The organism is Cellvibrio sp. 25HG11W-0, assembly GCF_057815475.1.
Window position 1 is genome coordinate 2,514,388 of the sequence record NZ_CM174230.1, and the last position, 21,667, is coordinate 2,536,054.

13 protein-coding genes are annotated in these 21,667 nt (G+C 44.7%); 5 read left to right on the forward strand and 8 right to left on the reverse strand.

What is annotated here, in order from left to right:
* Positions 1-55: 55 nt before the first annotated feature.
* From AC0KUT_RS10600 to AC0KUT_RS10620, 5 genes are all read left to right on the forward strand, one after another.
* Positions 56-3,697 (forward strand): ATP-binding protein, encoded by a 3,642-nt coding sequence (locus AC0KUT_RS10600; RefSeq protein WP_488829855.1) that lies wholly within the window; start codon positions 56-58, stop codon positions 3,695-3,697.
* 37 nt (positions 3,698-3,734) lie between these two features.
* A complete protein-coding gene (locus AC0KUT_RS10605; RefSeq protein WP_488829856.1) occupies positions 3,735-4,589 on the forward strand; it encodes an ATP-binding protein in 855 nt (284 codons plus the stop codon).
* A 217-nt stretch (positions 4,590-4,806) separates the two neighbouring features.
* Positions 4,807-6,975, forward strand: coding sequence for a 5-histidylcysteine sulfoxide synthase (gene ovoA, locus AC0KUT_RS10610; protein WP_488829857.1), 2,169 nt, complete (start codon positions 4,807-4,809; stop codon positions 6,973-6,975).
* Positions 6,976-6,993: 18 nt separating this feature from the next.
* The gene (locus AC0KUT_RS10615; protein ID WP_488829858.1) at positions 6,994-8,154 is read left to right on the forward strand and encodes a MalY/PatB family protein; all 1,161 of its coding nucleotides are present in this window, start codon (positions 6,994-6,996) and stop codon (positions 8,152-8,154) included.
* A 257-nt stretch (positions 8,155-8,411) separates the two neighbouring features.
* Complete coding sequence (locus tag AC0KUT_RS10620; RefSeq protein WP_488829859.1) at positions 8,412-9,443, forward strand: right-handed parallel beta-helix repeat-containing protein; 1,032 nt, start codon at positions 8,412-8,414, stop codon at positions 9,441-9,443.
* Here the strand turns inward: AC0KUT_RS10620 and AC0KUT_RS10625 are convergent.
* The 8 genes from AC0KUT_RS10625 to glgC all read right to left on the reverse strand — a co-directional run bounded on the left by AC0KUT_RS10625 (position 9,440) and on the right by glgC (position 21,646).
* The gene (locus AC0KUT_RS10625; protein WP_488829860.1) at positions 9,440-10,126 is read right to left on the reverse strand and encodes a response regulator; all 687 of its coding nucleotides are present in this window, start codon (positions 10,124-10,126) and stop codon (positions 9,440-9,442) included. The two genes, AC0KUT_RS10620 and AC0KUT_RS10625, sit on opposite strands and share 4 nt — an antisense overlap.
* Before the next feature lie 40 nt (positions 10,127-10,166).
* A complete protein-coding gene (locus tag AC0KUT_RS10630; protein ID WP_488829861.1) occupies positions 10,167-11,708 on the reverse strand; it encodes an ATP-binding protein in 1,542 nt (513 codons plus the stop codon).
* Positions 11,708-13,156: a TrkH family potassium uptake protein gene (locus AC0KUT_RS10635; RefSeq protein ID WP_488829862.1), complete on the reverse strand. Its 1,449-nt coding sequence runs from the start codon at positions 13,154-13,156 to the stop codon at positions 11,708-11,710. The genes AC0KUT_RS10630 and AC0KUT_RS10635 overlap by 1 nt, the downstream gene beginning before the upstream one ends.
* 143 nt (positions 13,157-13,299) lie before the next feature.
* Positions 13,300-16,401 (reverse strand): phosphorylase b kinase regulatory subunit alpha/beta, encoded by a 3,102-nt coding sequence (locus AC0KUT_RS10640; protein ID WP_488829863.1) that lies wholly within the window; start codon positions 16,399-16,401, stop codon positions 13,300-13,302.
* 255 nt (positions 16,402-16,656) lie between these two features.
* Positions 16,657-17,019 carry a hypothetical protein gene (locus AC0KUT_RS10645; RefSeq protein ID WP_488829864.1) on the reverse strand — a complete coding sequence of 121 codons (363 nt, stop codon included), beginning with the start codon at positions 17,017-17,019 and terminating at the stop codon, positions 16,657-16,659.
* Positions 17,020-17,068: 49 nt separating this feature from the next.
* Positions 17,069-18,601: a 4-alpha-glucanotransferase gene (gene malQ / locus AC0KUT_RS10650; protein WP_488829865.1), complete on the reverse strand. Its 1,533-nt coding sequence runs from the start codon at positions 18,599-18,601 to the stop codon at positions 17,069-17,071.
* 56 nt (positions 18,602-18,657) lie between these two features.
* Positions 18,658-20,385 carry a glycoside hydrolase family 57 protein gene (locus AC0KUT_RS10655; protein ID WP_488829866.1) on the reverse strand — a complete coding sequence of 576 codons (1,728 nt, stop codon included), beginning with the start codon at positions 20,383-20,385 and terminating at the stop codon, positions 18,658-18,660.
* Positions 20,378-21,646, reverse strand: coding sequence for a glucose-1-phosphate adenylyltransferase (gene glgC, locus AC0KUT_RS10660; protein ID WP_488829867.1), 1,269 nt, complete (start codon positions 21,644-21,646; stop codon positions 20,378-20,380). Before glgC ends, AC0KUT_RS10655 begins: the two co-directional genes overlap by 8 nt.
* Positions 21,647-21,667 lie beyond the last annotated feature (21 nt).

Sequence of the window (21,667 nt, forward strand, 5' to 3'; positions counted from 1 at the left end):
TTGCAGCTATTTTATGTCAAAGGCTTAGTGCCTTCGATGTGCGGATATTAAAGCTATGTATTTGAAAAAATTTATCTATGTGAATTGGGGCAATGTACCCAATAGTGAATTCGATTTCGGACCCATCAATTTGTTTTCGGGCGGCAACGGCTCGGGCAAGACTACGGCTGCTGATGCGGTGCAAACCATCATGACCGCCGCGCACGACAATTTATTTCACTTCAACCCTGGACAAGACGAATCCAGCCAGCGCGGTCGCGGTGGCAAGCAGGTGCGTACACTTGCATCCTATGTGCTCGGCTGTGACGACGGCGCCTATGCGCGCCCCTATGGTTGCGATGGTTATATTGCGGCGGTGTTTCATCCGACTGAAGGCGAAGCCAGTGAACCCTTTACTGCACTCATAGGTATGCGTGCGAGTATTGAAGGGGCGGGCGCACAAAAAATTGCACGACTTGAAGAAACCCAATTTTTTATACTGCCCGATGTAGCTTTGTCACTTGGCGACTTGCTTAAAGATGATAAGACCCAGCGCTACGTGGTTCCACTCGATCGAATTTACACCAGCCTGCGCCGCCAGTTTGGCAGCGATAATTTAGAAAAGTACGATAAGAAAAAAGCTTACCTCTGTCGTCTCTACGGAATTTTACGCGGTAGTAAAAAAGACGCAGTGTCCGAGCGCGAAGCTATGAATGCTGCCCGCTCTTTTTCGCGCTTTATGGCTTACAAACCGATCAAGGGCATAGATGAGTTTGTCGCCAACGAAGTGTTGGAACAGCGCGATTTAGGCGAAGCAATTCGCACTGTATCCGCCATGCTTAAACGCATTCACACTATGGAATCTGATTCGCGTCAGTTGCGCGAAGCCATTGCGCGCCTTGCACAAGGACGCGCTGCCGCCGATAGCTATATCGCCAATTGGTTGGAGCTGCAGGTATTGCACTACAGCTTGGCTAAGCGTCGTTATAGCGAATGCCAAGGGCGTTATCTAGCTGAAAAACAGCAGCAACTTGCACTGCGCGAACAGCTCACAACTAATGAGCAAGCCCTCAGTTTGAATGATCAGCGCCAGGAAGATTTGAATCAGCAAATACTGGATGCTACTGCTCGTCGTTTGGGTGTACCTGCATTGCGCGATAAAGATCAGTTGCAGCAAGATAAACAAACTCAAGAACAGCAGCTGCATCAATTAGTGCCTAAGTTGTTGGCGCAGGATCAGCAACTGCAAGTTAACTTGCAAGCTGCACAAGCGGTAAGCCATGCGCTCAAACAATCATCCATAGCCTTGGAAGTCCCCCAGCTGGCGGATAAGTATTTTCAAAAACTGCTCAAACAACTAGTGGATAATCACCTGCAAATTGATTTGCACAGTTTACTGAATCGCGATTGGATTGATATTTCTCCCTTAGAAAAAATGCTCGATGAAGCTTTAGAGCAGCAGAAGCAACACAACCAATTCGCGGCCTATTGGCTCAATGAAGATTTAACCGCAGGCCAGAATCTGCGCGATTTTCTCGCACAAGAGCGCGACAAACGCCAGCAACTGGTTCAGCGTTTACACAAGCAAGTGGAGTCGAAGCAGCGCGATATTCACAGCTTGGAGTCCGATCAAGTTGTCTACCCACATTTTGTGCGCGCAGCTTTGGAACTATTGCAACAGCAGTGCCCGCAGGCCGATGCACGCGTGCTCTGCGACTATGTAGAAGTGAGTGATGCACAGTGGCAAGCAGCGATTGAAGGCTATTTAGGCGCAGCGCGGTTTGGCATTATTGTCGCGGCGGAATATGAAGCAGAAGCGATTCGTATAGTGCGTAACATGCCGGGGCAGGGCAAGAGTGCGCGAGTTATTCAAGGTGATAAAGCACGCCGCGATTGTGAAAAAATGCCCGCTATAGGTAACAGCTCCATTGTGCAGGTGATGAACTTTAGTCACTCCACCGCCGAATATTATGTAATAGCGAGTTACGGTAGCGTTGAGCGGGTGAGTGATGCGGCGGCCTTGCGAAATACCCGCCGCGGTATTACCAAGGATGCAATGGGCTCGGGCAACTACGCCATGTTTCGCTGCGATATTGCGGAGAGTGAACTGGTATTTGGCCGCGATGCACGCGCGCGCGCTTTGGAAGAAAAACGCCGTGAGCTGGAACAATTAACTAAAGAGTGGCAAGCTGCGAGCGACTACGCAAATGAAATCAGTCTGCTATGGCGCGCGGTGAATAAAATAAATCAAGTTGGCTATGCCGATGTGTTGCAGCAGATGCTAACCGCGCAGCGCCGTATACAAAGCATAGAAATAAAATTACAACAACTTGATCTGAGCGATTGCGTAAACCTCGATGAAGAGTTGACGCAACTCAAGCAGCAAACGCAGCTGCTTGGCCAAGAAAGCCAGCAGCTGAACAATAGCCGTATTGATATTAAAGCAAAGTTGCTCAACCTCGATGAAAAATGTCGGCAGCTCAATGACGAGCAGGACAAGACACTTGAAAGAGTGGATGGCTGTGAAGAAAATGTGCGCGCCATCAGTGAATTTTGGACCGACTTTGATCCGGAACCACGCTTGGCTCAGGCAGACTTGGATGCACAAGCACAGCAGCTAAGCTATTTTGAGCAGCATTTGTTGGCGCTGCAGGCTGAGTTGAAATCCTATAATCACAAGCTGCAACAAGCAGTCTTACAGCACAATCAGTTTTGTCGCACGGCTGATGGCTTGTCTTTAGTGCTCGATTATCAAGATGATTTTGGGCAAAAGAACTTCCGTGAAATTTGCTCCATTCGTCGTCATTTCGACAGCCTCTATAATCGTGATAAGAATCATATTTTGGCGCAGCGCCATGCCGAGTTGGAAGCCTTGCGCCTCAGCTTTAATAATGCCTTTGTAACCAACCTTTGCCATTCTATTTATCAAGCGATTCAGGACGGCAAAAAAGTTCTAGACGAATTAAATGCAGAGCTTGAGCATCATCGTTTTGGTGCCGACAGGGAGCGCTTCCGCTTTGGCTACGATTGGGTACCTGAGTTCAAAGAATACTGGCAGTTTTTTAAAGCCATTATCGATAACCCCAGTTTGGGCGATGGCGAAAGCTTGTTTGAAATGAAACTAGAGCCCAAGCATCAGCAGGTGCGCGAGCGCTTGATGAATATGTTGCTGGATGAAGATGAGCAAAAAGCGCTGCGCGATTTGACTCGCATTGCAGACTATCGCAATTATCGCCGCTACGAAATTTACAAAGAGCCCGAAGGCAAAGCGCCTATAGCACTCAGCCAATACGGCACGGGCTCGGGCGGGCAGCTGGAAACACCGGCCTATATTATTCGCAGCGCGGCTATTACCTCAGCATTTCGCTTTAATGAAGGTAACAGTCATTTGCGCATGGTATTGGTCGACGAAGCCTTCTCCAAAATGGATGAGCACCGTTCGCGCGAAGTGATCAACTATTTAACCGAAAGCCTCGGTTTGCAATTGCTTTTTATTATGCCCAGTAGTAAATCCGGCCCCTTTATGGATTTAATTTCTAATCAGTTTGTGTTTAGCAAATGCCCAACCACTGAAGCTGTAGGCGAACTAAAAAGCCGAGTGCTATTAGATCGTCAAGTCTGCGCGCCGGAAAAAATCAAAAAGCTAATGGAGAATCATCGTCGCACTATTCGCAACCAAGCGGCTTTGGATTTTATGGCAGAGGTTGATGTAATTTAATGTTGTCTTAGGGCACAAGCTTATTTCCGAGAAATTTATGGCTGATTTTGAACAATTTATGACGCGCCTTGAGCAGCTAGTAGCGCGTATCGAAACCTTGGTGCCTGCAACGGCGCCAGCGCCCGATTGGTCCGCGCCTGCTTTTCGTTGGCGTAGCCAAGGGGAGGGGCGAGGCTACCTCCAAGCGGTTAAGCATCCTCACCAAATTGATTTGGCAGCGCTTAAAAATGTTGAGAAGCAAAAGGCCGCCATTTTGCGCAACACCCAGCAGTTTGTCAGCGGTCGCGCAGCCAATAATGTGCTTTTAACGGGCGCCCGGGGCACCGGCAAGTCGACACTGATAAAAGCTTGTTGGACCCATTTTATTGATCAGGGCTTAAAGATTATCGAGGTTGATAAAACAGATCTCTTGGCGTTGGCTGATATTGTTGATTTATTGGGCGAGCGCCCCGAAAAGTTCATTGTCTTTTGTGATGATCTGTCCTTTGAAGAGGGCGAAATTAGCTATAAAGCACTTAAATCCGTACTTGATGGATCTATTTCTGCGCCCAGTGCGAATATGTTGTTCTATGCCACCAGTAATCGCCGCCATCTAATCCCGCAAAAAATGCGCGACAACCTCGATGTTAGCTATGAAGGCGGAGAAGTGCACCCAAGCGACTCTATTGAAGAGAAAATTTCTTTATCGGAGCGTTTCGGTATGTGGTTGAGTTTTTATCCCTTTTCACAGGATGAATATCTCGCTGCAGCCCAATATTGGGTTGAAAATCTTGGCAGCGAGTGGAACCTTGACGCCCAAGAGGCCGCGTTGCTTTGGCATAGAAGCCGGGGTGCTCGCAGTGGCCGCGTGGCTTGGCAGTTTGCCAAGGATTACGTCGGCCGCCAGCTGTAACATTGAGTGATTTGAAGTATCTGATGTTGCAGGCCGTTAGCTTCTACATCAAGGTTATGGCGAGCGGCTGCATTAAGGCTAAAAAGTGACTACTGACAATTTGGGGCAATCGCTATAGATAGAATTCTGCCCGAGGGGTATAACTCAATCTAAGAGGATTCTCTCAATTTATTTGGTTTCACGGACTTAACTGATCAATCACAAGGTCGTAAAGCATATGCAATCAGGACAAACTAATCTGCGCAAGGACACTGAGTGTCAGCAAACCCTTGCACTCGACGCTAGACAGCAAACCATTATCGCTCAGACACCCAATTTACAGCAGGGCACGCCTGAGCAAATGCGTGCGACTCTGCGCGCTTACTTCCTTAGCACCTTTGACTGCTACGAGTCCTTGTTTGATTGCTTGGCTAGCGATGAAGGCTATTACCGCAAGTCCATCAGCCTGCGCCATCCGTTAATTTTTTATTATGGTCACACAGCTACTTTTTTTGTAAACAAACTTTTATTGGCGCGTTTAATCGACCAGCGCGTCGATCAAAATTTTGAGTCAATTTTTGCAGTTGGCGTTGATGAAATGAGTTGGGATGATCTTAATGAAGCTCATTACAGCTGGCCCAGCGTTGCCCAAGTCAAAGCTTATCGTGATCGAGTTCGTGCACTGGTACTCGAGGTAATCGACACAGCGCCCTTGGCATTGACCATAGATTGGAATAACCCCTGGTGGGCAATCATAATGGGTATCGAGCATGAACGAATTCACCTTGAAACTTCCTCGGTTTTAATTCGTCAACATAAAGTAGCCTTGGTGAAAAAATCCCCTCAATGGAAAGCCTTGACCCAAAGCGCCAAGGCGCCTACCAATCAATTACTCAAGGTTCCTGCTGGGCGTATTGTTTTAAATAAAAATAAAAGTGATCCACTGTATGGTTGGGATAATGAATACGGCGAGCATCAAGCCGACATCTCAAGCTTTGAAGCCTCTCAGTATTTAGTGAGCAATCAAGAGTTTTTAGCTTTTGTTGAAGCAGGTGGCTATCTCAATTTTCACTACTGGGAGGAAGAGGGCAGAGGCTGGTTGGAATTCTCTCAAGCGCAGCATCCTACATTTTGGGTCAAGAAAACCCAAGGTTGGTATTTGCGCTTAATGACGGAAGAAGTTCCCATGTATTGGGACTGGCCCGCTGAGGTCAATTACCACGAGGCAAAAGCATTTTGTAATTGGAAAAAAGCGGAAACGGGATTGGCTGTGCGTTTGCCGTCGGAAGATGAATGGTATCGTCTGTGTGATCACGTGGGATTAAACACAGCGCATCCAACAACAGCTAATTATCAATTACAACTTGGCGCTTCTTCTTGCCCTGTAAACCTGTGTCAACAGGGCGATTTTTATGATGTGGTGGGTAATGTCTGGCAATGGACTGAAACACCTATCTATCCCTTTGATGGGTTTGAAGTCCACACTATCTACGACGACTTTACAACGCCGACATTTGATGAACGCCATAACTTAATTAAAGGCGGCTCCTGGATTTCTTGCGGCAATGAAACACTTTATGCTGCACGCTATGCCTTTCGTCGCCACTTTTTTCAACATGCGGGATTTCGCTATGTTGTCTCTGGAGATTTAAAACCTGTGCCAAGTTCTCATTATGAAACTGATAAACTCATGTCGGAATACGCTGAATTTCACTACGGTGATGAATATTTTGGTGTGGTTAATTTCTCGAAAAATTTGGTTGATCTAGCAATATCGATACTGGGGGATAAAGCAAAAGTTAAAGCCTTGGATTTGGGCTGTGCATCCGGTCGCGCCACCTTTGAATTGGCGCGCCATTTTGATCAGGTGGCCGGCGTCGATTTTTCCGCGCGCTTTATTACTCAAGGCGTGTTATTGGCCAGTGGCGAAATGCTGCGCTACACCTTGGCAGAAGAGGGCGATTTGGTTGCCTACAAAGCGCGCAGCCTTGCTGAGCTAGGCTTGGCAGCAACCCAGCACCGGGTTGAGTTTTCACAAGGGGATGCGTGCAACCTTAAACCACAATTGACGGGTTTTGATTTTATACTGGCAGCTAACTTAATCGACCGACTTTATAAACCAGCTAAATTTTTGGGTAGTATTCATGAGCGTTTGAATATTGGTGGCGTGCTTATGTTGGCCTCACCCTATACTTGGTTGGAGGAGCACACACCTAAGGAGGATTGGGTCGGTGGCTTTAAAAAAGACGGCGAGAGCTTTACTACCCTTGATGGTTTGCAAGCGCAATTAGCTAAACATTTTCGACTGTTGCATGGGCCACAAGAGGTGCCTTTTGTTATTCGAGAAACCAAACGGAAATTTCAGCATAGTCTTTCAGAAGTTACTTTCTGGGAAAGAATTCTCTAGCGGGTGGATAAAACATTAATGCAATTTGACTTTGATAAAGTAATAATTCGGGAGCGAACCGACTCTGTTAAGTATGATGCACGTCAAGAGTATTTTGGCACCCGGGATGTGCGGCCCATGTGGGTTGCTGATATGGACTTTGCTGTACCTATGTGTATAACAGAAGCATTGCAGGCACGCATACAGCATCCTATTTTTGGCTATAGTCTTTACCCCGAAAGTCTTTATCAGACAATTATTGATTGGTTTCACACGCGCCACAATTGGCGAATTGAACGCGACTGGATTCTTATGGCCCCCGGCGTGGTGCCGTCGCTTTTTGCTGCGGTACATGCATTTACTCAGGAAAATGAAGGCGTTATTGTTCAGCCGCCTGTCTATTTTCCTTTTTTTTCTGCGGTGACGACAAATAAGCGGAAATTGGTATTAAACCCATTGGAAGAAAAAGAGGGTAAATACCTAATTAATTTTGAGCATTTGGAAGACTGTGCGCGCAATGGTGCGCGGTTACTTTTCTTGTGCAGTCCACACAACCCCGTTGGGCGAGTTTGGCGTGAGGCTGAGTTGCAGCAGTTACTCACATTGGCCCGCCGATATGATATGACGATCATCTCCGACGATATTCATTGTGATCTTGTGTACCCCGGAACGACGCACACTATGCTCGGACGTTTGGCGCAAGAGGGCGATAATATCATTACCACAATTGCACCCAATAAAACATTTAACATTCCTGGTTTAGGTTTGTCGGCACTGGTTATACCGAATTCGGATCAACGTAAGGCGATGAAGGCAGCATTTGAACTGTTGCACTCTGGCAATGGCAACCCCTTGAGCATAGTAGCTTTTGAAGCTGCGTATCGCCAAGGGCACTCATGGCTGGATCAACTCATGCAGTATCTCACTGGAACTCGAGATGCAGCAGTAGATTTTATCGAACAAGAGTTACCGCACATAACATGCATAAAGCCAGAGGCTACATATCTACTTTGGCTGGATTGTCGCAAATTAGCGTTGAGCGATGTGCAGTTGCGTGATTTTTTTATTAAAAAATGCAAACTCGGCATGAACCCAGGGAGTGTGTTTGGGCAAGGAGGCAGTGGATTTATGCGGCTTAATATTGGTGCCCCACAAAATAATGTGCTTGCCGCCTTAGAGTCAATTAAACAGCAACTGTGATCGTTTAAGTGCTTCCCAAGCTCCCCCTAAAAAACAGTAAGTTACCTTAGGTTACACTTAGGTGGCCGAGCTATAGCTCAGCCATTCACATATCAACATATTTAGACTCATTAGAGATATGAGGCCTAATCCACTAGCATTTATGCGACATAAAACTACTCTTAATAAGAAGTGAAGCTACTTTTATAGTCTTTCGCGGTGTTAACACGGGACTAAATTTCTAGCTTTAATTTGTCAAAAAGTATGAGGAGTAGATCATGAGATTTTCGCAATCAATGTGTTTGATTAAAGATTCTTGGTGGCTCTCATATCTTATTTTAATTGTTATGTTATTTTCGCTAAGCTTACCCTCTCAGGCTGCAATAGCGTCTACGGCAAAAATGAAAGACTGCACCAAAATTCAAAATTCTCTTGAACAGCTAGGCAGTAATGGCGGTGAAATTTTTATTCCAGCAGGTATTTATAGTTGTACCAAGCCTATAATTCTTGATAAAAATAATATATTGCTGCGTGGTGCGGGCGCCAGAACGCTTTTGCGTTTGGCCGACAACACCAATGCACCCGTTATCATTATGGGATCTGCTGAGAATATCCCAAGTCATAGTACACATCATGTTGAGGTTCGCGATTTAATTATCGACGGCAATCGCTTAAATCAAAACTCTGAATGTATGGGGGGGCCATGCAGTGCAGAATTCCCGTTGCGTAATAATGGTATATCAATACGTCGTTGTGTGGACTGCCAAGTGCAATCTGTTACTGTTTATGGGGCTATTTCGGGGGGCTTGGTTACAGAGTTAGGCTGTCGCCGTCTGTATGTAAATCAGTACACATCTTATGACAATGAGTTTGATGGCTTGGCAGGTTATGAAACAGAAGACAGTAGTTTCAATGCAATCACACTTTATGCCAATAAAGGAGCAGGTATTTCAACGGATATTCAGTTTAACAATAATAAATTTAATGATGTGACTATTCTCGACAATAAAACTGTTGGAATATTTATGCGTGACTCACTTGATAATACGTTTATTAATTTACATATTCGCAATAGCAGCCAGCATGGAATATTTTTGGCTCAAGTAGATGCAGATACAAGTAAGCCAGCCACAGGGAACACCTTCACAAGTGTTGTGATTGCAGGTTCTGGAGGCTATGGGTTCTTAGCCAATGATAATTCCTGTATAAATAATATGATGCTGGCTGTACAGTTTGTTGATAATAAAGCTGGCTGCATAGGAGAAGCCACATCAGGCCTCGTTGAGCGCGCTGGCGCAATTTGCCGTTAATCTATATTTGGTAAAAAACGGTACCCAACACCTGGCTCTGTCTCGATATAGCGAGGGTTTGACGGTTCGTCGCCGAGCTTGGTGCGTAGTCGCGCAATAAAAATTCGCAAGTAGTGCGTATCCTCTACATGGGTTCCGCCCCAAATTTCACGCAATAGCTGCTGTTGCGTGACTAATCTACCGGCATTATTAATAAGACGCTTTAGTAACTCAAATTCCTTTCGTGATAGTTTTATAGATTCTCCATCTACTTGTAACTTGCGTTCTTGCAAGTCTATTTCAACGCGATCATCTTTAAAATAACGAATAGTTTCTACGCTTGGGCCAAAGGCTTTTATAAGTCCACGTATGCGGGCGAGTAGCTCTTGTATGCCAAAAGGTTTTACAACATAGTCATTGGCACCCGTATCAAGGGCTAAAACAATTTCTGCCTCTCGGTTTCGAACTGATAAAATAATAATTGGGGCATGATAGAAGTCACGCAATTTTTTTAACACAACATGCCCATCTAAGTCAGGTAATCCCAAGTCTAAAATAATTAAATCGGGAGTCTGTTCAGCCGCCAAGACTAAACCATCGCGACCTGTTTCTGCTTCGAGAATACTGTAACCTTGAGCGGTTAAACCTATTTGTAAAAAACGACGAATTTGGGGTTCATCATCAATAATTAATATTTTGCTCATAAGGTATTCCTGCTGTTATTTTATTCGGCGAGGTTAGCTACTATTCAGAGCGATCACTGCGTCGGTCGTTTTCTGCGAGAACTTCGCCAGGCGATTCTATAGGTAGAAAAATATTCACGCAGCAGCCGCGCTCATGGTTGGGGCTGGATATTTCGGGATTGTGCTGGATATTAACGGTGCCTCCGTGAGCCATGATCATACCGCGACAAATTGTTAACCCTAAACCACTGCCAGATTTACGCCTATCGCCTTTTTGTGCACTGTGGAATCGTTCAAAGACCCGTTCACGCTCATCTTCTGGAATCCCTGGCCCGAGGTCTGCAATACAGATAAAAATATTAGGGCCATCTTTTTTACAGGTCACCCTAATGGGAGCGGTTTTGGGCGAAAATTTAATCGCGTTATCAATAACATTAAAAATGGCTTGCTCAAGAAGTGCTGCATGTACATGCAGGGTTGGAAGGCTTGGTTCTACATCGAGCACCAACGTATTATGGATCAATAAAGGTTTTATTCGTTTTTTTACAACACTGAGTATTTCTTCAATACTAACCCAGCCGCGCTCTAGACGAAGCTGCCCAAAACCTAAACGGGTCATATCTAACAGATTTTGCGTATAACGATTAAGTCTTTGGGCCTCCTCCAGTACAGTATTGAGCAGCTCGTTCACTTGGGTTTTATCGAGATGTTCTCCTAACTCAATAACTGTTGAGGTGGCACCAATCATGGTGGTTAAAGGTGTGCGAAAGTCGTGTGACACAGAGGACAAGAGTGCTGAGCGCAGCAATTCATTTTCTTTAGCGATTTTCTCTTTTTCAAGTTCTGCCGTTAGCTTAGTGCGCTCTAACGAGATGTTTACCTGGTGCATAAGCAATATAAAAATATCTTCAGGTAAATATTTTATTTGAGCGATATCGATTTTGATAAGCGCGATAACCTGCTTGGAGTTATGTAGGAAGTAGACCCCGTGCTCTTGCTCTAGCCGTGCTATATCACTATTTGCGAATCCGCTAATACGTAAATCTAACAAATCTTCTAGATCGCATTTGCGCTTGAATCCAAGGCGGCGAATCATAGGGTGAGTTGCCCAAGGTTCATGCTGAGTAATTAAGACACAGTGATCTACCCATGGAGTTAATGCATCGCGTAGCGCGTTAATGATTTCTTCCGCGTTGAGTGCTTTGGGTAGTTTTTCTAGGAGCTCCAATTCCATATCTGTCATTAATTCACGGATACGGATTTTTTGCACAGCTTGTTTTTGTTTGGTCGCCATGTAACCAACCAAAGCTGATGTGAGTAAAAATAACAATATTGTAAAAAGATCTTCATCATGATGAATCATGATGGAACCGTAGGGTTCAGCGAAGAAAAAACTAAAGGCAAAGAAGCTTGATAACGCATTAATGATGGCAAGTTCCACTGTGACATTAATGGCAATAAAAACAACCAAGGTAATGTAAAGCAGTGAGATATTCGCCTTAGGTAAATGGCTGGCTATAAAAAAAGCGAGTGGGGTTAACAACCAGGGAAATAAGATACCTATGGGGTACGCGAACTTACGCAATATTTGTTGAGTATTCATTAGGAGCGCCAAAAAGCAGGAGTAAACAATACAAGTATTGTCAGAAACTCTAGGCGCCCCAAAAGCATGCCTGCACAGAGCGCAAATTTTGCCGTACTACTTAAGCTGGAAAAGTTTCCGGCGGGGCCAATGATATCGCCCATACCAGGACCTACATTCATTACGGCAGTGATTGCACCACTTAAGCTAGTGACCAGGTCCAAACCTGTAAACGCAAGTATGAGCGCGATCATTAGCATAGAGCCCATCATTAAAAACATATAAGAAATTGATGATGCAATAATTTCAGAGCTTATCAGCCGATGGTTGTAGCGACGACTAATAATGGCACGCGGATGAATTGCGGTGAGAACTTGTTCTTTGACTAGACCATAAAAAATTTGAATGCGGAAAACTTTTATGCCGCCACTGGTTGATCCCGAACAACCGCCCACGAACATACAAAAAAAGAAAACCACCAAGGCAACCGGCCCCCAAGCTTGATAATCACCCGACGCATATCCTGTTGTAGTAATAATGGCGACCAAATTAAAACAAGCGAGCGTCAGTGCATTCACTATATCCATATCCTGCCCAACCAGTAACAGAGTAATGATTGCCGTGGTGATGAGTACTACTAACATCAAGCCGCGTACTTGTGTGTCTCGGTAGAATACGAACTTCCTGTTTATCAGTAAACGCACAAACAATACAAATGGGAAGGCACCTGCCAGCATAAATACTATGGCAATCCAATGTATAAGTATGCTGTCAAATTGTGCAAAGGAACTATCTGACGTGGAAAATCCGCCCGTAGACACTGTTGTCATGGCGTGATTGATTGCGTTAAATAAATCCATTCCCGCTAGCCAATAGAGTAGGCCACAAACGAGACTGAGACCTATATAGCAATAAATAATCATTGCCATAAGGCTACGTGCTCTTGGCATAGCCTTATCAGACCACTCAGAAGATTCTGTTTTAAACAGGCGCATACCGCCTACCCGCAGAAAAGGCAGCACAGCAATCGCCATACCTATGATACCTACACCACCGATCCAATTTAAAATAGAGCGCCATAACAATATGTCTTTGGATAGGTAGTCTAAGCCAGACATAACGGAAGAGCCGCTTGACGTTACCCCTGATACAGCTTCAAAAATAGCATCACTAAACGTTAGCGGCGTTGCAAGAAGTAAAAAGGGAAGGGCGCTGAAGAGTGAAACACCTGTCCATGCACAGCTGGTGATAAGAAATACTTGGCGCGGCTGCATGAATTCAATATTGGAGCGCTTACCAATGACAAGAAAAATAATACCAGCAATACTGGTTACGGTGGCGGCGGAAAAAAATGCTAGTTGATTTGCGCTGTTATAGGCAATGGAAAATGCTAAGGGGATCAGCATAAACAATGCAAGAATATTTAATATAGCGCCCAAAATAAGCAGCGTTGGCCCCAGTAATTTCATATATCGCTACTTATGCCCCAAAAAACATCAGGCATTTTAAACCCTGCTGCACCGCTAGCCTATGGCTAAGTGCGATATATTTGTAAAACTGACCATTAATCACTCAGCTCTCAAGAGGATTTGCGAGAGCTGAGTGGAAATCCTTAATAGGGTTGAGTAATTTCAGCCAATGTAAGGGTGACGTAAAGGTTCAATATATGCGGCGACTGCTGCATAAAAAGGGTCATGTTGGTTTCAATCCCAGGTTGTAGCGCTTTAGTTTTACACTCTTTAACATAACGTTCGGCGGATCGATCAAGAACACGCTTAAACTCCAGTGGTTGACGAAAGCGTACTTGTGGGTTGTTGATGCAGAATTGTGTGTACGCATAAAGTGCCTCTACTGAGGCACTTTTGTAGTATGCAGGGTATAGCTGATGAGTAAGTTGATCAATCAGATGAGCAAAACTTTCTTCGCCCGGTGTCATCGAGCGACGAGTCGTTTCACAATCGAGAGATGATGTTTGACCACTGCTATTACCAAATACCAAGGTGTTGGCAAACATAAGGCTATGCCAAATATCCCTTAAGAAATTTGCATCAAAATGAGTGATCAGGCCGCGTGCAGTACGCCATTCCAGCCAATCCGTATCGAGCGCGTCAGCCAATATTGGATTTTCAACGGTATTGTTTGCATTGTGATGAACTTTATAGGGCGTTACATGATTCACGCCCTGTGAAAACACTTTTTTACGAGACATTAAAATAGTACGGATTTTTTTATAGAGCTTTGCAGGTGATTGAAGTCCTAGCCACTCAAGCAGACTGACTTCTTCTGCATCCCCCTTGTCCATAGCACAAAGCAGCATAAAGTTGCGTAGCTGCACAGAATGCAGTCCATCAAACAGGCTGGGCTCAGAGCGAATCAGAGATCCAATTGCAGAAAGTATTTCTTGGACTAAGGTACGCTCTAGCAAGTCTGGGAACATTTGGCGCACACTTTCAAAGTAAGTGATGTTCGAAAAAGATCGGTCAATTTTAATTTGAGTATGATTGTTATCACCCACCGTGATCACTAAGTTGCGCGCTGCTAGCAGGGTTAAACTGTCGGCCAAGTCAATTAAGGTGTAGTTGAATTCAGAAAAACAAAAGCGAGATAGCAGCCAATAATTCATTTTTTGCGAGCGGCTAAACACATCGCGAATTAAATCTTTAACGGTGATGTGAGCGCCATTAATTCCTATGTTCTCCTCCAAGCTATGCTTTTTGAGATAAGCGGCAAACTTGCGATAAGTAATAATATCGCTCTCGGTATAAAAGTTTTTGATGAGCGCACTTGCCACTGGTTCCAGTTGCTCAGCCTGTAATGGTTCATCATCGACAGAGCTTTCTTGTGCTATGCGCGCATTTTTGGAATGAATATGGAAGTTAGGGATGTTTAATGAGTTAACGCGTGAAGCGCGATAGGCTAAGTTTGCAGATGCATAGCCTACAAATTCATGTTCTGTACGCAATTGGAAATTGCGCAATGCTTCGAATAAGAGTTCTGCATTGGGGATTTTACATAATCGCTGATCCATCATCAGTGTGTATACGGCGACTTCTGAACTAAGCCAATGTTTGTGTATGAATTGAATCTCTTTCGTAAGGCTTTCAACAATCCATTGCGCATCATAAATGCGATAGTCTTCGCGTTCACTCTGTAGCCATGAAAGGCTTAAGCAAACCTTGTTGTTAATCTCATAAGTTTGTGAGGTGGCTAAGCTTTGCGCGCGTCGGCGTGGACGACCAGTTAATCCTAAGGCTTTATTTTCACCCACATGGGAGTAGGCTTCCATCAATTCAGCTGCGGACACTACGCTCATCGGTTTGATATCTTGCAGGCTTTCAGCCAAAACCCCAAATTTTGCTAGATGCTGCTTAGTGCTATCGTTCTCTGTCAATACTACTAAGGCAATATTGGATTTGATAAATTTGGTGGACCGACGGCGCATTTTTAAGGGGTCTAGATCGTTGGTGCTTACCAAACCTTCGTCGAGCATTAAACCCGTTAAATATAAACTTTGCGCCCACACTAAAGGAATATTTTCATTGGGAACACGGGTCTGTGAGCGAGGATTTTTCTTCTCAGCTTCAATGTTTTCTTTGGGAAGATAATAAAGTTCAGGCAAAAGACCAATGCCATCTACATGTACCATCAGTGACTCAAGTTTTTTACGATAATGTTGCGCGGTAGCTTCACTGCCATCAAAAAGTGCAGAGATATATAAGTAGGTGTAAAAAAGAGGCCATTCAGATTCAATGTTAGCAAAATTCCCTAGCTCTGCATGTTCATAATAAATGCGTGAGCTTTCTTCTAAAACGGTTTGATGCCCATCCCATAAAAAACGTTTGCAACCATAATTTCCACCCAGCTTTTCTAAAATTGCATCTCGTGTGCTTGTTGCAAGTGTTTCTTTGCCTACTGCAAACGCAGGAAAACCGATAATGCTGAGGAGAGCGCTGTCTGTTTCTTTGGAAAGGGATTCGCGCGGTAAAAGCGAGGCGAGGGTGGTGCGTGCAAGCGATATGGCATCGGCAATCACATGAACCACTCCACGTTTATCGGCGTGTTTACCAAATAGATTAAAGCCGTCTAACGCTTGTAATGCTGCTTTCGCCATGCCTACAGAACTGGCATTGATTTCAGTTTTACCATTGTTAACTTTATTGCCGCGCTCCCAAATACCATAATCGGGTGTCCGATAGGCACTGGCAACGTAATAAATTAGATTCTGCACGAAATCAACTTCATCCGGGGTACATACAATACGTAACCCTGATGCACTCATTTGTGCCAGCATCAACAAATAAACGGACGTTGCATCGATTTGCAAATGTCCCCAAGCATCATCAGCCACAACAGGTAAACCCGTTACCGTATCGTATTTAGCGTGGAGAGAATCATTGTTATCGAGGGAGTATTTGAAGGCTTCAACTTTATGCGCTTGGCGCATCATAGATTGTAATAGGCCGCGCATTAATTTGATGGTGGACTGCTCAAGCACATCGCTTTTATGGGTTTCACCTTGATGACGAAAAGCTAAACCGAGCGTCCATACACAGATAATCGAATAGACGTTATCGCGCACCCAGGCGTCTGTGTAATCGCCATGATTATTGATTGCAGTACTGGCAGGCAATAACCCAGTTACGGGATGTTGCTTACTTAAAATGACTGTGTTGACTTCAGCGTAAATACGCTCTAACAGTTGAGAATGCTTCATAATCAATCACTTAGGAGGTTTGTTTATTCTACTGCATTAAGTGTTACTGAATAAATCAGATGCCAGTATGTGGGCAGAGCAGCGCCAGTAAACGTCCTTGCTTATGAGGAGTTGAGCATTACCAGAACCAAGCACACTATTTAACATAATATACATTATGCGCACATGTGGTTGTAGGTATGTATCTTAATCCATGAGTCTACAGTGCTTATATTCCACCAATCTCATACTGACATCTAGTCTTTAGTGTGCCAACTATGCATTGGCCACCATAGTGTGTAGTTCACTTTCTTGTGGTGTAACTGGAGCTGCGCGCAATATTTCGGTTAGTTGGGCTGCAGCTTCATCATTTAATGTATCTAATTCAACACCAAAGCCATGCTCAGTTGTATGTATCACAATGGAGTTGAATTTATAACGCTGCAGTTTTTGTGCACTTCGGTAAACCAAAACTTCAATGCCTAAATGCTGCAAAGATTTTACGTTGGCAAAATCAGACTCTATGAATAAACCATGACGAGTACCATTTTTGATTCGCCCTATAGCGACTGGTACGCCATATTGATAGATCAAAATTTTGATGTCCGCTGAGTAGCGTGTGCTGCATCTATGTTCCATGGGCAATCCTTATAAATTGAGTGAGCTTTTGATTTACGGCGCTCAGCCCTTACGTTAAGCGATGGTAAATCTCCAGAAGCGGCCGAATATGCTCAGCCAAATGCGGATCAACTTGATCCCAAGTGAAAGTCCAAGCCCAATTTTTATCTGTTGTACCCGGCATGTTCATCCTGTGCCGTCCATCCAGTTCCATAAAATCTTGCATGGGGATGATCGCCATGCGGCCTACAGAGGCCAATGCTGCTTGAATTAACAACCAAGGCATCGGCTCTTGTGAATCAAAATGATAGGTTTGAAACTGCTTACGATTTTGTGGTGCTAAATTCTCCCACCACCCGAGGGTTGTGTCGTTATCATGCGTGCCGGTGTAGATGACATCGCTTGGGCGATGGTTATGGGGCAAATGAGGGTTTTGACTGTTACCATCGAATGCAAATTGCAATACCAACATGCCCGGCAAGTAAAATTTATGGCGCAAATCTTCAACTTCATCGGTAATAACTCCGAGGTTTTCAGCGACTAGCGGTAAGTCTGGAAAGGCTTCAAAGCAGGCTTCCAGTAAGGCTTCACCAGGTGCTTTTACCCACTTTCCTAAGCGTGCATCATGCTTGTCTCCTGGAATTTCCCAGTAAGATTCAAAGCCGCGAAAATGATCAATCCGAATGAAATCAAATAGCGCTAATTGTGTACGCAAGCGTGCAAGCCACCACTGAAATCCATCGGCTTCCATTACTTTCCATGCGTAATGAGGGTTGCCCCAATGCTGCCCTGTTTCTGAAAAATAATCGGGAGGAACACCGGCCACAGTTAAAGGATGCCCCAATTCATCTAACTGAAAGTAATGTTGTTGCGACCACACATCGGCACTGTCGTGCCCAACAAATATAGGCATATCGCCAAATAACCAGATGCCGCGATCTTTTGCATATCGACGCAGCGCTTGCCACTGTGAGAAAAAAGCAAACTGTTCAAACATATAAACATTTATGTCTGCGCTGAGTTCAATTTTTATTTTTTCCAATGATGTAAGATCGCGCTTTCGTAAACTCTCGGGCCACTCAACCCAAGAGCTGTTTTGATGGTGATCACGGATCGCGCAAAAAAGAACAAAATCATCTAACCAATAAGCTTGTTGACGGCAAAATTCTTGATATTCATTTTGGGTTGATGCGCCCTCCTCTCGCTTAATGAAATCGATGAAGCTTTGTGCACATTGACGCCTTGCACCGCGGACACCTGTGGCTGTTTTTTCACGGAGGACTATATCTTTTGCTGCAACCCAGCCCTGCTCTACCAGCCAGTCGAGACTGATGAGTTCGGCATTTCCTGCGTGTGCAGAAATAGATTGATAGGGTGACATGTCGGCTTGCGTTGGCCCTGTGGGCAACATCTGCCAAACTTTTAAACCAGCAGCTGCGATCAGGTCAAGAAAACGATAGGCATCTCGCCCGAGTGTGCCAAAAGCTTTTTCTTGTGCATCACCCCAGCATGACTCCGAGCAAGGTAATGATGTGGGATGTAATAAAACACCGGCGCTACGAACCTCAAAGTATGGTGACTTTTCCGGTGTATTGGTTGACATTGATGCCCTTCCCTATAATTCTCAAATTAGGTCAATCACAACAATTGATTTTAAAATCAATTGTTGTGACCTTGTCGCATAACTCCGCCAGTTGCTGGCGCACCGCCACCTACGCTGATAACTTCAGACAAATAAGCTGGTGCTGGCGTTTCTATTAGCGCATATAAATTACTGAGGTGGCGACGATATAGATATTCGAAATCACTTACGCTCTGTGATGGATTGTAATCTCCAAACCACCAGAACCAATCAGAGCCTTCACAGAGTGCTAATTGCTTTTCAATCTGCACGAGCTGATCTGCGCTGAAGGATTTTTCACTCAGGGCGGTATCGGCTGCTTTTTTAGCGTCGCACAACATATCCCAGCCGCGATTTTTATCTTTGTCGCCAATCCATGTTGAAAAGCTACCATATACCCAGCTACCTGCAACTAAGTGAGGCATTTCAATCGGGACAGGTTTTTGTGCATCTAATATTTCACTGTATGTCGATAGCTCTAACTGTGGGTGATCGGTTAATCGCTTATAAAGTGACGACAAAAAGTGGTATGCATTTTCTGGAAAATATTCCCACGCATTTTCACCATCCATAATAACGGAGATAACCGTATTTTTTGTATCATTACTTGCTGTAGCAATTGTCACCATGTGATTAATCAGATCACCGACAGCGTCATCAGAATGCCAAGTGGCATATTTAAACCCGATCAAATCAGATAAACCATCATCGCGGAAAAATGTATTAAGTTTAACACCAGCAAAGTGATACGGGCGGTGCAAGGATGTTTTATTGAGATGAATTGCTTGATTAACGGCATGATTTTCATCAGCACGTAAACTATTATGCAAGACCGAATCACCTGTTGCCGTCCAATCAAATTTAGCTTCTTGTAATAGCGCCAAAGTGGCGTCGCTTAACGCCCCTTCAGAGGCCCAGCAACCCCGTGGCCGCTTACCGAAATATTGTTCGAATGTCTTGATGCCTTCGTTAAGGTGCCACTGGGCGCGCAACCTACCACCAGGATAACAAGTGGCATTTGGCATGGGCGCATCAGGCATAGCTTCTTTGGTTGTTTCTAAATCGAGCAGTAAAGGCACGATTGGATGAGCATAAGGACTCATACAAAGTTCGATTTGCCCTGATTCAGCCAGCTTGCGATAACGCGGACCAATAGATGCGACTAGCTCACCAATAATTTTGAGGAGTTCACAGCGATCTTCAAATGTGTAGTCGCGTTCTTTTTTTTGTAAGCGAATAATGCGTGCATCTTGCCGACGCACAATCTCTGACATCCAGCTCAAGTGATACCAGACACCAAGATCAATTAAAAATTGGTCATTGAGATAGCGACTGATAACGGGATGTTGATCAAGATTATTGACTAAATCAGCGAGCTCTCTGTATACAGGGAAGCGCTCAATCATGCGCTCACGATTGGCGCGCAAATACTTTTGCGCGAGCTTAATAAATTCAGGACTACCCGATGCCGGCAAGCTTGGCTCAACTAAAGATGCTAGTACGACATCCTTAATGGGAGTGTTATTTGCAAAGTGGGCGGTGATTTGATCCGCATAATCGTCTAGCTGCTCTAATAAAATAGGCGCAAAATTCACCACAGCTTTTGCTTTTGGTTGCGCCTCTATGTGAGCAGCCATATCCACATAATCTTTAATGGCGTGTAAATATGTCCAAGGGAAATAATATTCGCCCGTCATAATGTCGCGATAATCTGGCTGATGCATATGCCAAAGTAAAACAACCTTAGTCTTGCCGTTATTAGCCATAAAATTCATCCTGCCCTAACATATCTGGAGTTACGAGAACGACACCTTTGGGGGATATATGGAAGCGCTTTTTATCTTCTTCCAAATCATAGCCAATGACAGTGCCTGCGGGGATATTACAGCGGCGATCAATTAATGCTTTGCGAATTTTACAATTCCGCCCTACTTCGACGCCTGGAAATAAAACTGAATCGGTAATTTCACAATATGAGTGTACCCGCACACGCGGAAATAACAGCGAGTGACGCACGGCAGAGCCAGAAACAATACAGCCACCCGCAATCATAGAGTCAACAGCAAAACCACGGCGGCCATCATCATCAAAAACAAATTTTGCGGGAGCAACTTGCTCTTGATATGTCCATATTGGCCAATCGGCATCATAGAGGTCCAACTCAGGGGTGATTCCCGTTAATTCCAGGTTGGCTTCCCAAAGTGAATCAACGGTGCCCACATCGCGCCAATAGGCATCGCCGCCAGAAACGGGATCTTTAAATGGGAACGCCATTACACGATGAGACTTGATCATGGCTGGAATAATATCCTTGCCAAAATCATGAGATGAGCCAGGATTGTCGCGATCTTTTTGTAATTCTTTAAATAAGACTTTTGTGCTGAAAACGTAGATGCCCATAGAGGCTAAGGCGCAATCAGGATTGCCGGGAGTTGGATCAGGCTTCGCAGGTTTTTCGGTAAACTTCACGACGCGATTGTCTTTGTCTATATCCATTACCCCGAAAGCAGATGCCATTTCTAAGGGGACTTCAATACAGCCTACCGTAATATCAGCACCACGTTCAACGTGCGCAGCAACCATAGTGCCGTAGTCCATTTTATAAACATGATCGCCAGCCAGAATTAATACATACTCAGGCATATGGCGGCTAATAATATCGAGGTTTTGTACAACGGCATCTGCAGTGCCGGCATACCACGATTCATTCAAACGCTGCTGCGCAGGAATCAATTCTACGAATTCGCCCATCTCGCCGCCCAGGAAGCCCCAGCCACGCTGCACATGACGATCGAGTGAATGAGATTTGTATTGCGTCAATACGCTAATGCGACGTATTCCCGAGTTGACACAGTTAGACAAGGGGAAATCAATAATGCGGAATTTTCCGCCGAAATGTACTGCGGGTTTTGCGCGCCAGTTAGTTAATTGATGTAGGCGAGAACCACGTCCGCCTGCGAGAATAATTGCCAATGTTTCGCGCGTTAAACGACTGACGAAACGACCCGAAGTTTGGTTTTTGCTCATTAAAACGTTTTCCTTATGGCT

Coding starts and splice junctions, on each gene's coding strand:
- AC0KUT_RS10600 (WP_488829855.1), top strand. CDS start 56: ATGTATTTGAAAAAATTTATCTATGTGAATTGGGGCAATGTACCCAAT.
- AC0KUT_RS10605 (WP_488829856.1), top strand. CDS start 3,735: ATGGCTGATTTTGAACAATTTATGACGCGCCTTGAGCAGCTAGTAGCG.
- ovoA (WP_488829857.1), top strand. CDS start 4,807: ATGCAATCAGGACAAACTAATCTGCGCAAGGACACTGAGTGTCAGCAA.
- AC0KUT_RS10615 (WP_488829858.1), top strand. CDS start 6,994: ATGCAATTTGACTTTGATAAAGTAATAATTCGGGAGCGAACCGACTCT.
- AC0KUT_RS10620 (WP_488829859.1), top strand. CDS start 8,412: ATGAGATTTTCGCAATCAATGTGTTTGATTAAAGATTCTTGGTGGCTC.
- AC0KUT_RS10625 (WP_488829860.1), bottom strand. CDS start 10,126: ATGAGCAAAATATTAATTATTGATGATGAACCCCAAATTCGTCGTTTT.
- AC0KUT_RS10630 (WP_488829861.1), bottom strand. CDS start 11,708: ATGAATACTCAACAAATATTGCGTAAGTTCGCGTACCCCATAGGTATC.
- AC0KUT_RS10635 (WP_488829862.1), bottom strand. CDS start 13,156: ATGAAATTACTGGGGCCAACGCTGCTTATTTTGGGCGCTATATTAAAT.
- AC0KUT_RS10640 (WP_488829863.1), bottom strand. CDS start 16,401: ATGAAGCATTCTCAACTGTTAGAGCGTATTTACGCTGAAGTCAACACA.
- AC0KUT_RS10645 (WP_488829864.1), bottom strand. CDS start 17,019: ATGGAACATAGATGCAGCACACGCTACTCAGCGGACATCAAAATTTTG.
- malQ (WP_488829865.1), bottom strand. CDS start 18,601: ATGTCAACCAATACACCGGAAAAGTCACCATACTTTGAGGTTCGTAGC.
- AC0KUT_RS10655 (WP_488829866.1), bottom strand. CDS start 20,385: ATGGCTAATAACGGCAAGACTAAGGTTGTTTTACTTTGGCATATGCAT.
- glgC (WP_488829867.1), bottom strand. CDS start 21,646: ATGAGCAAAAACCAAACTTCGGGTCGTTTCGTCAGTCGTTTAACGCGC.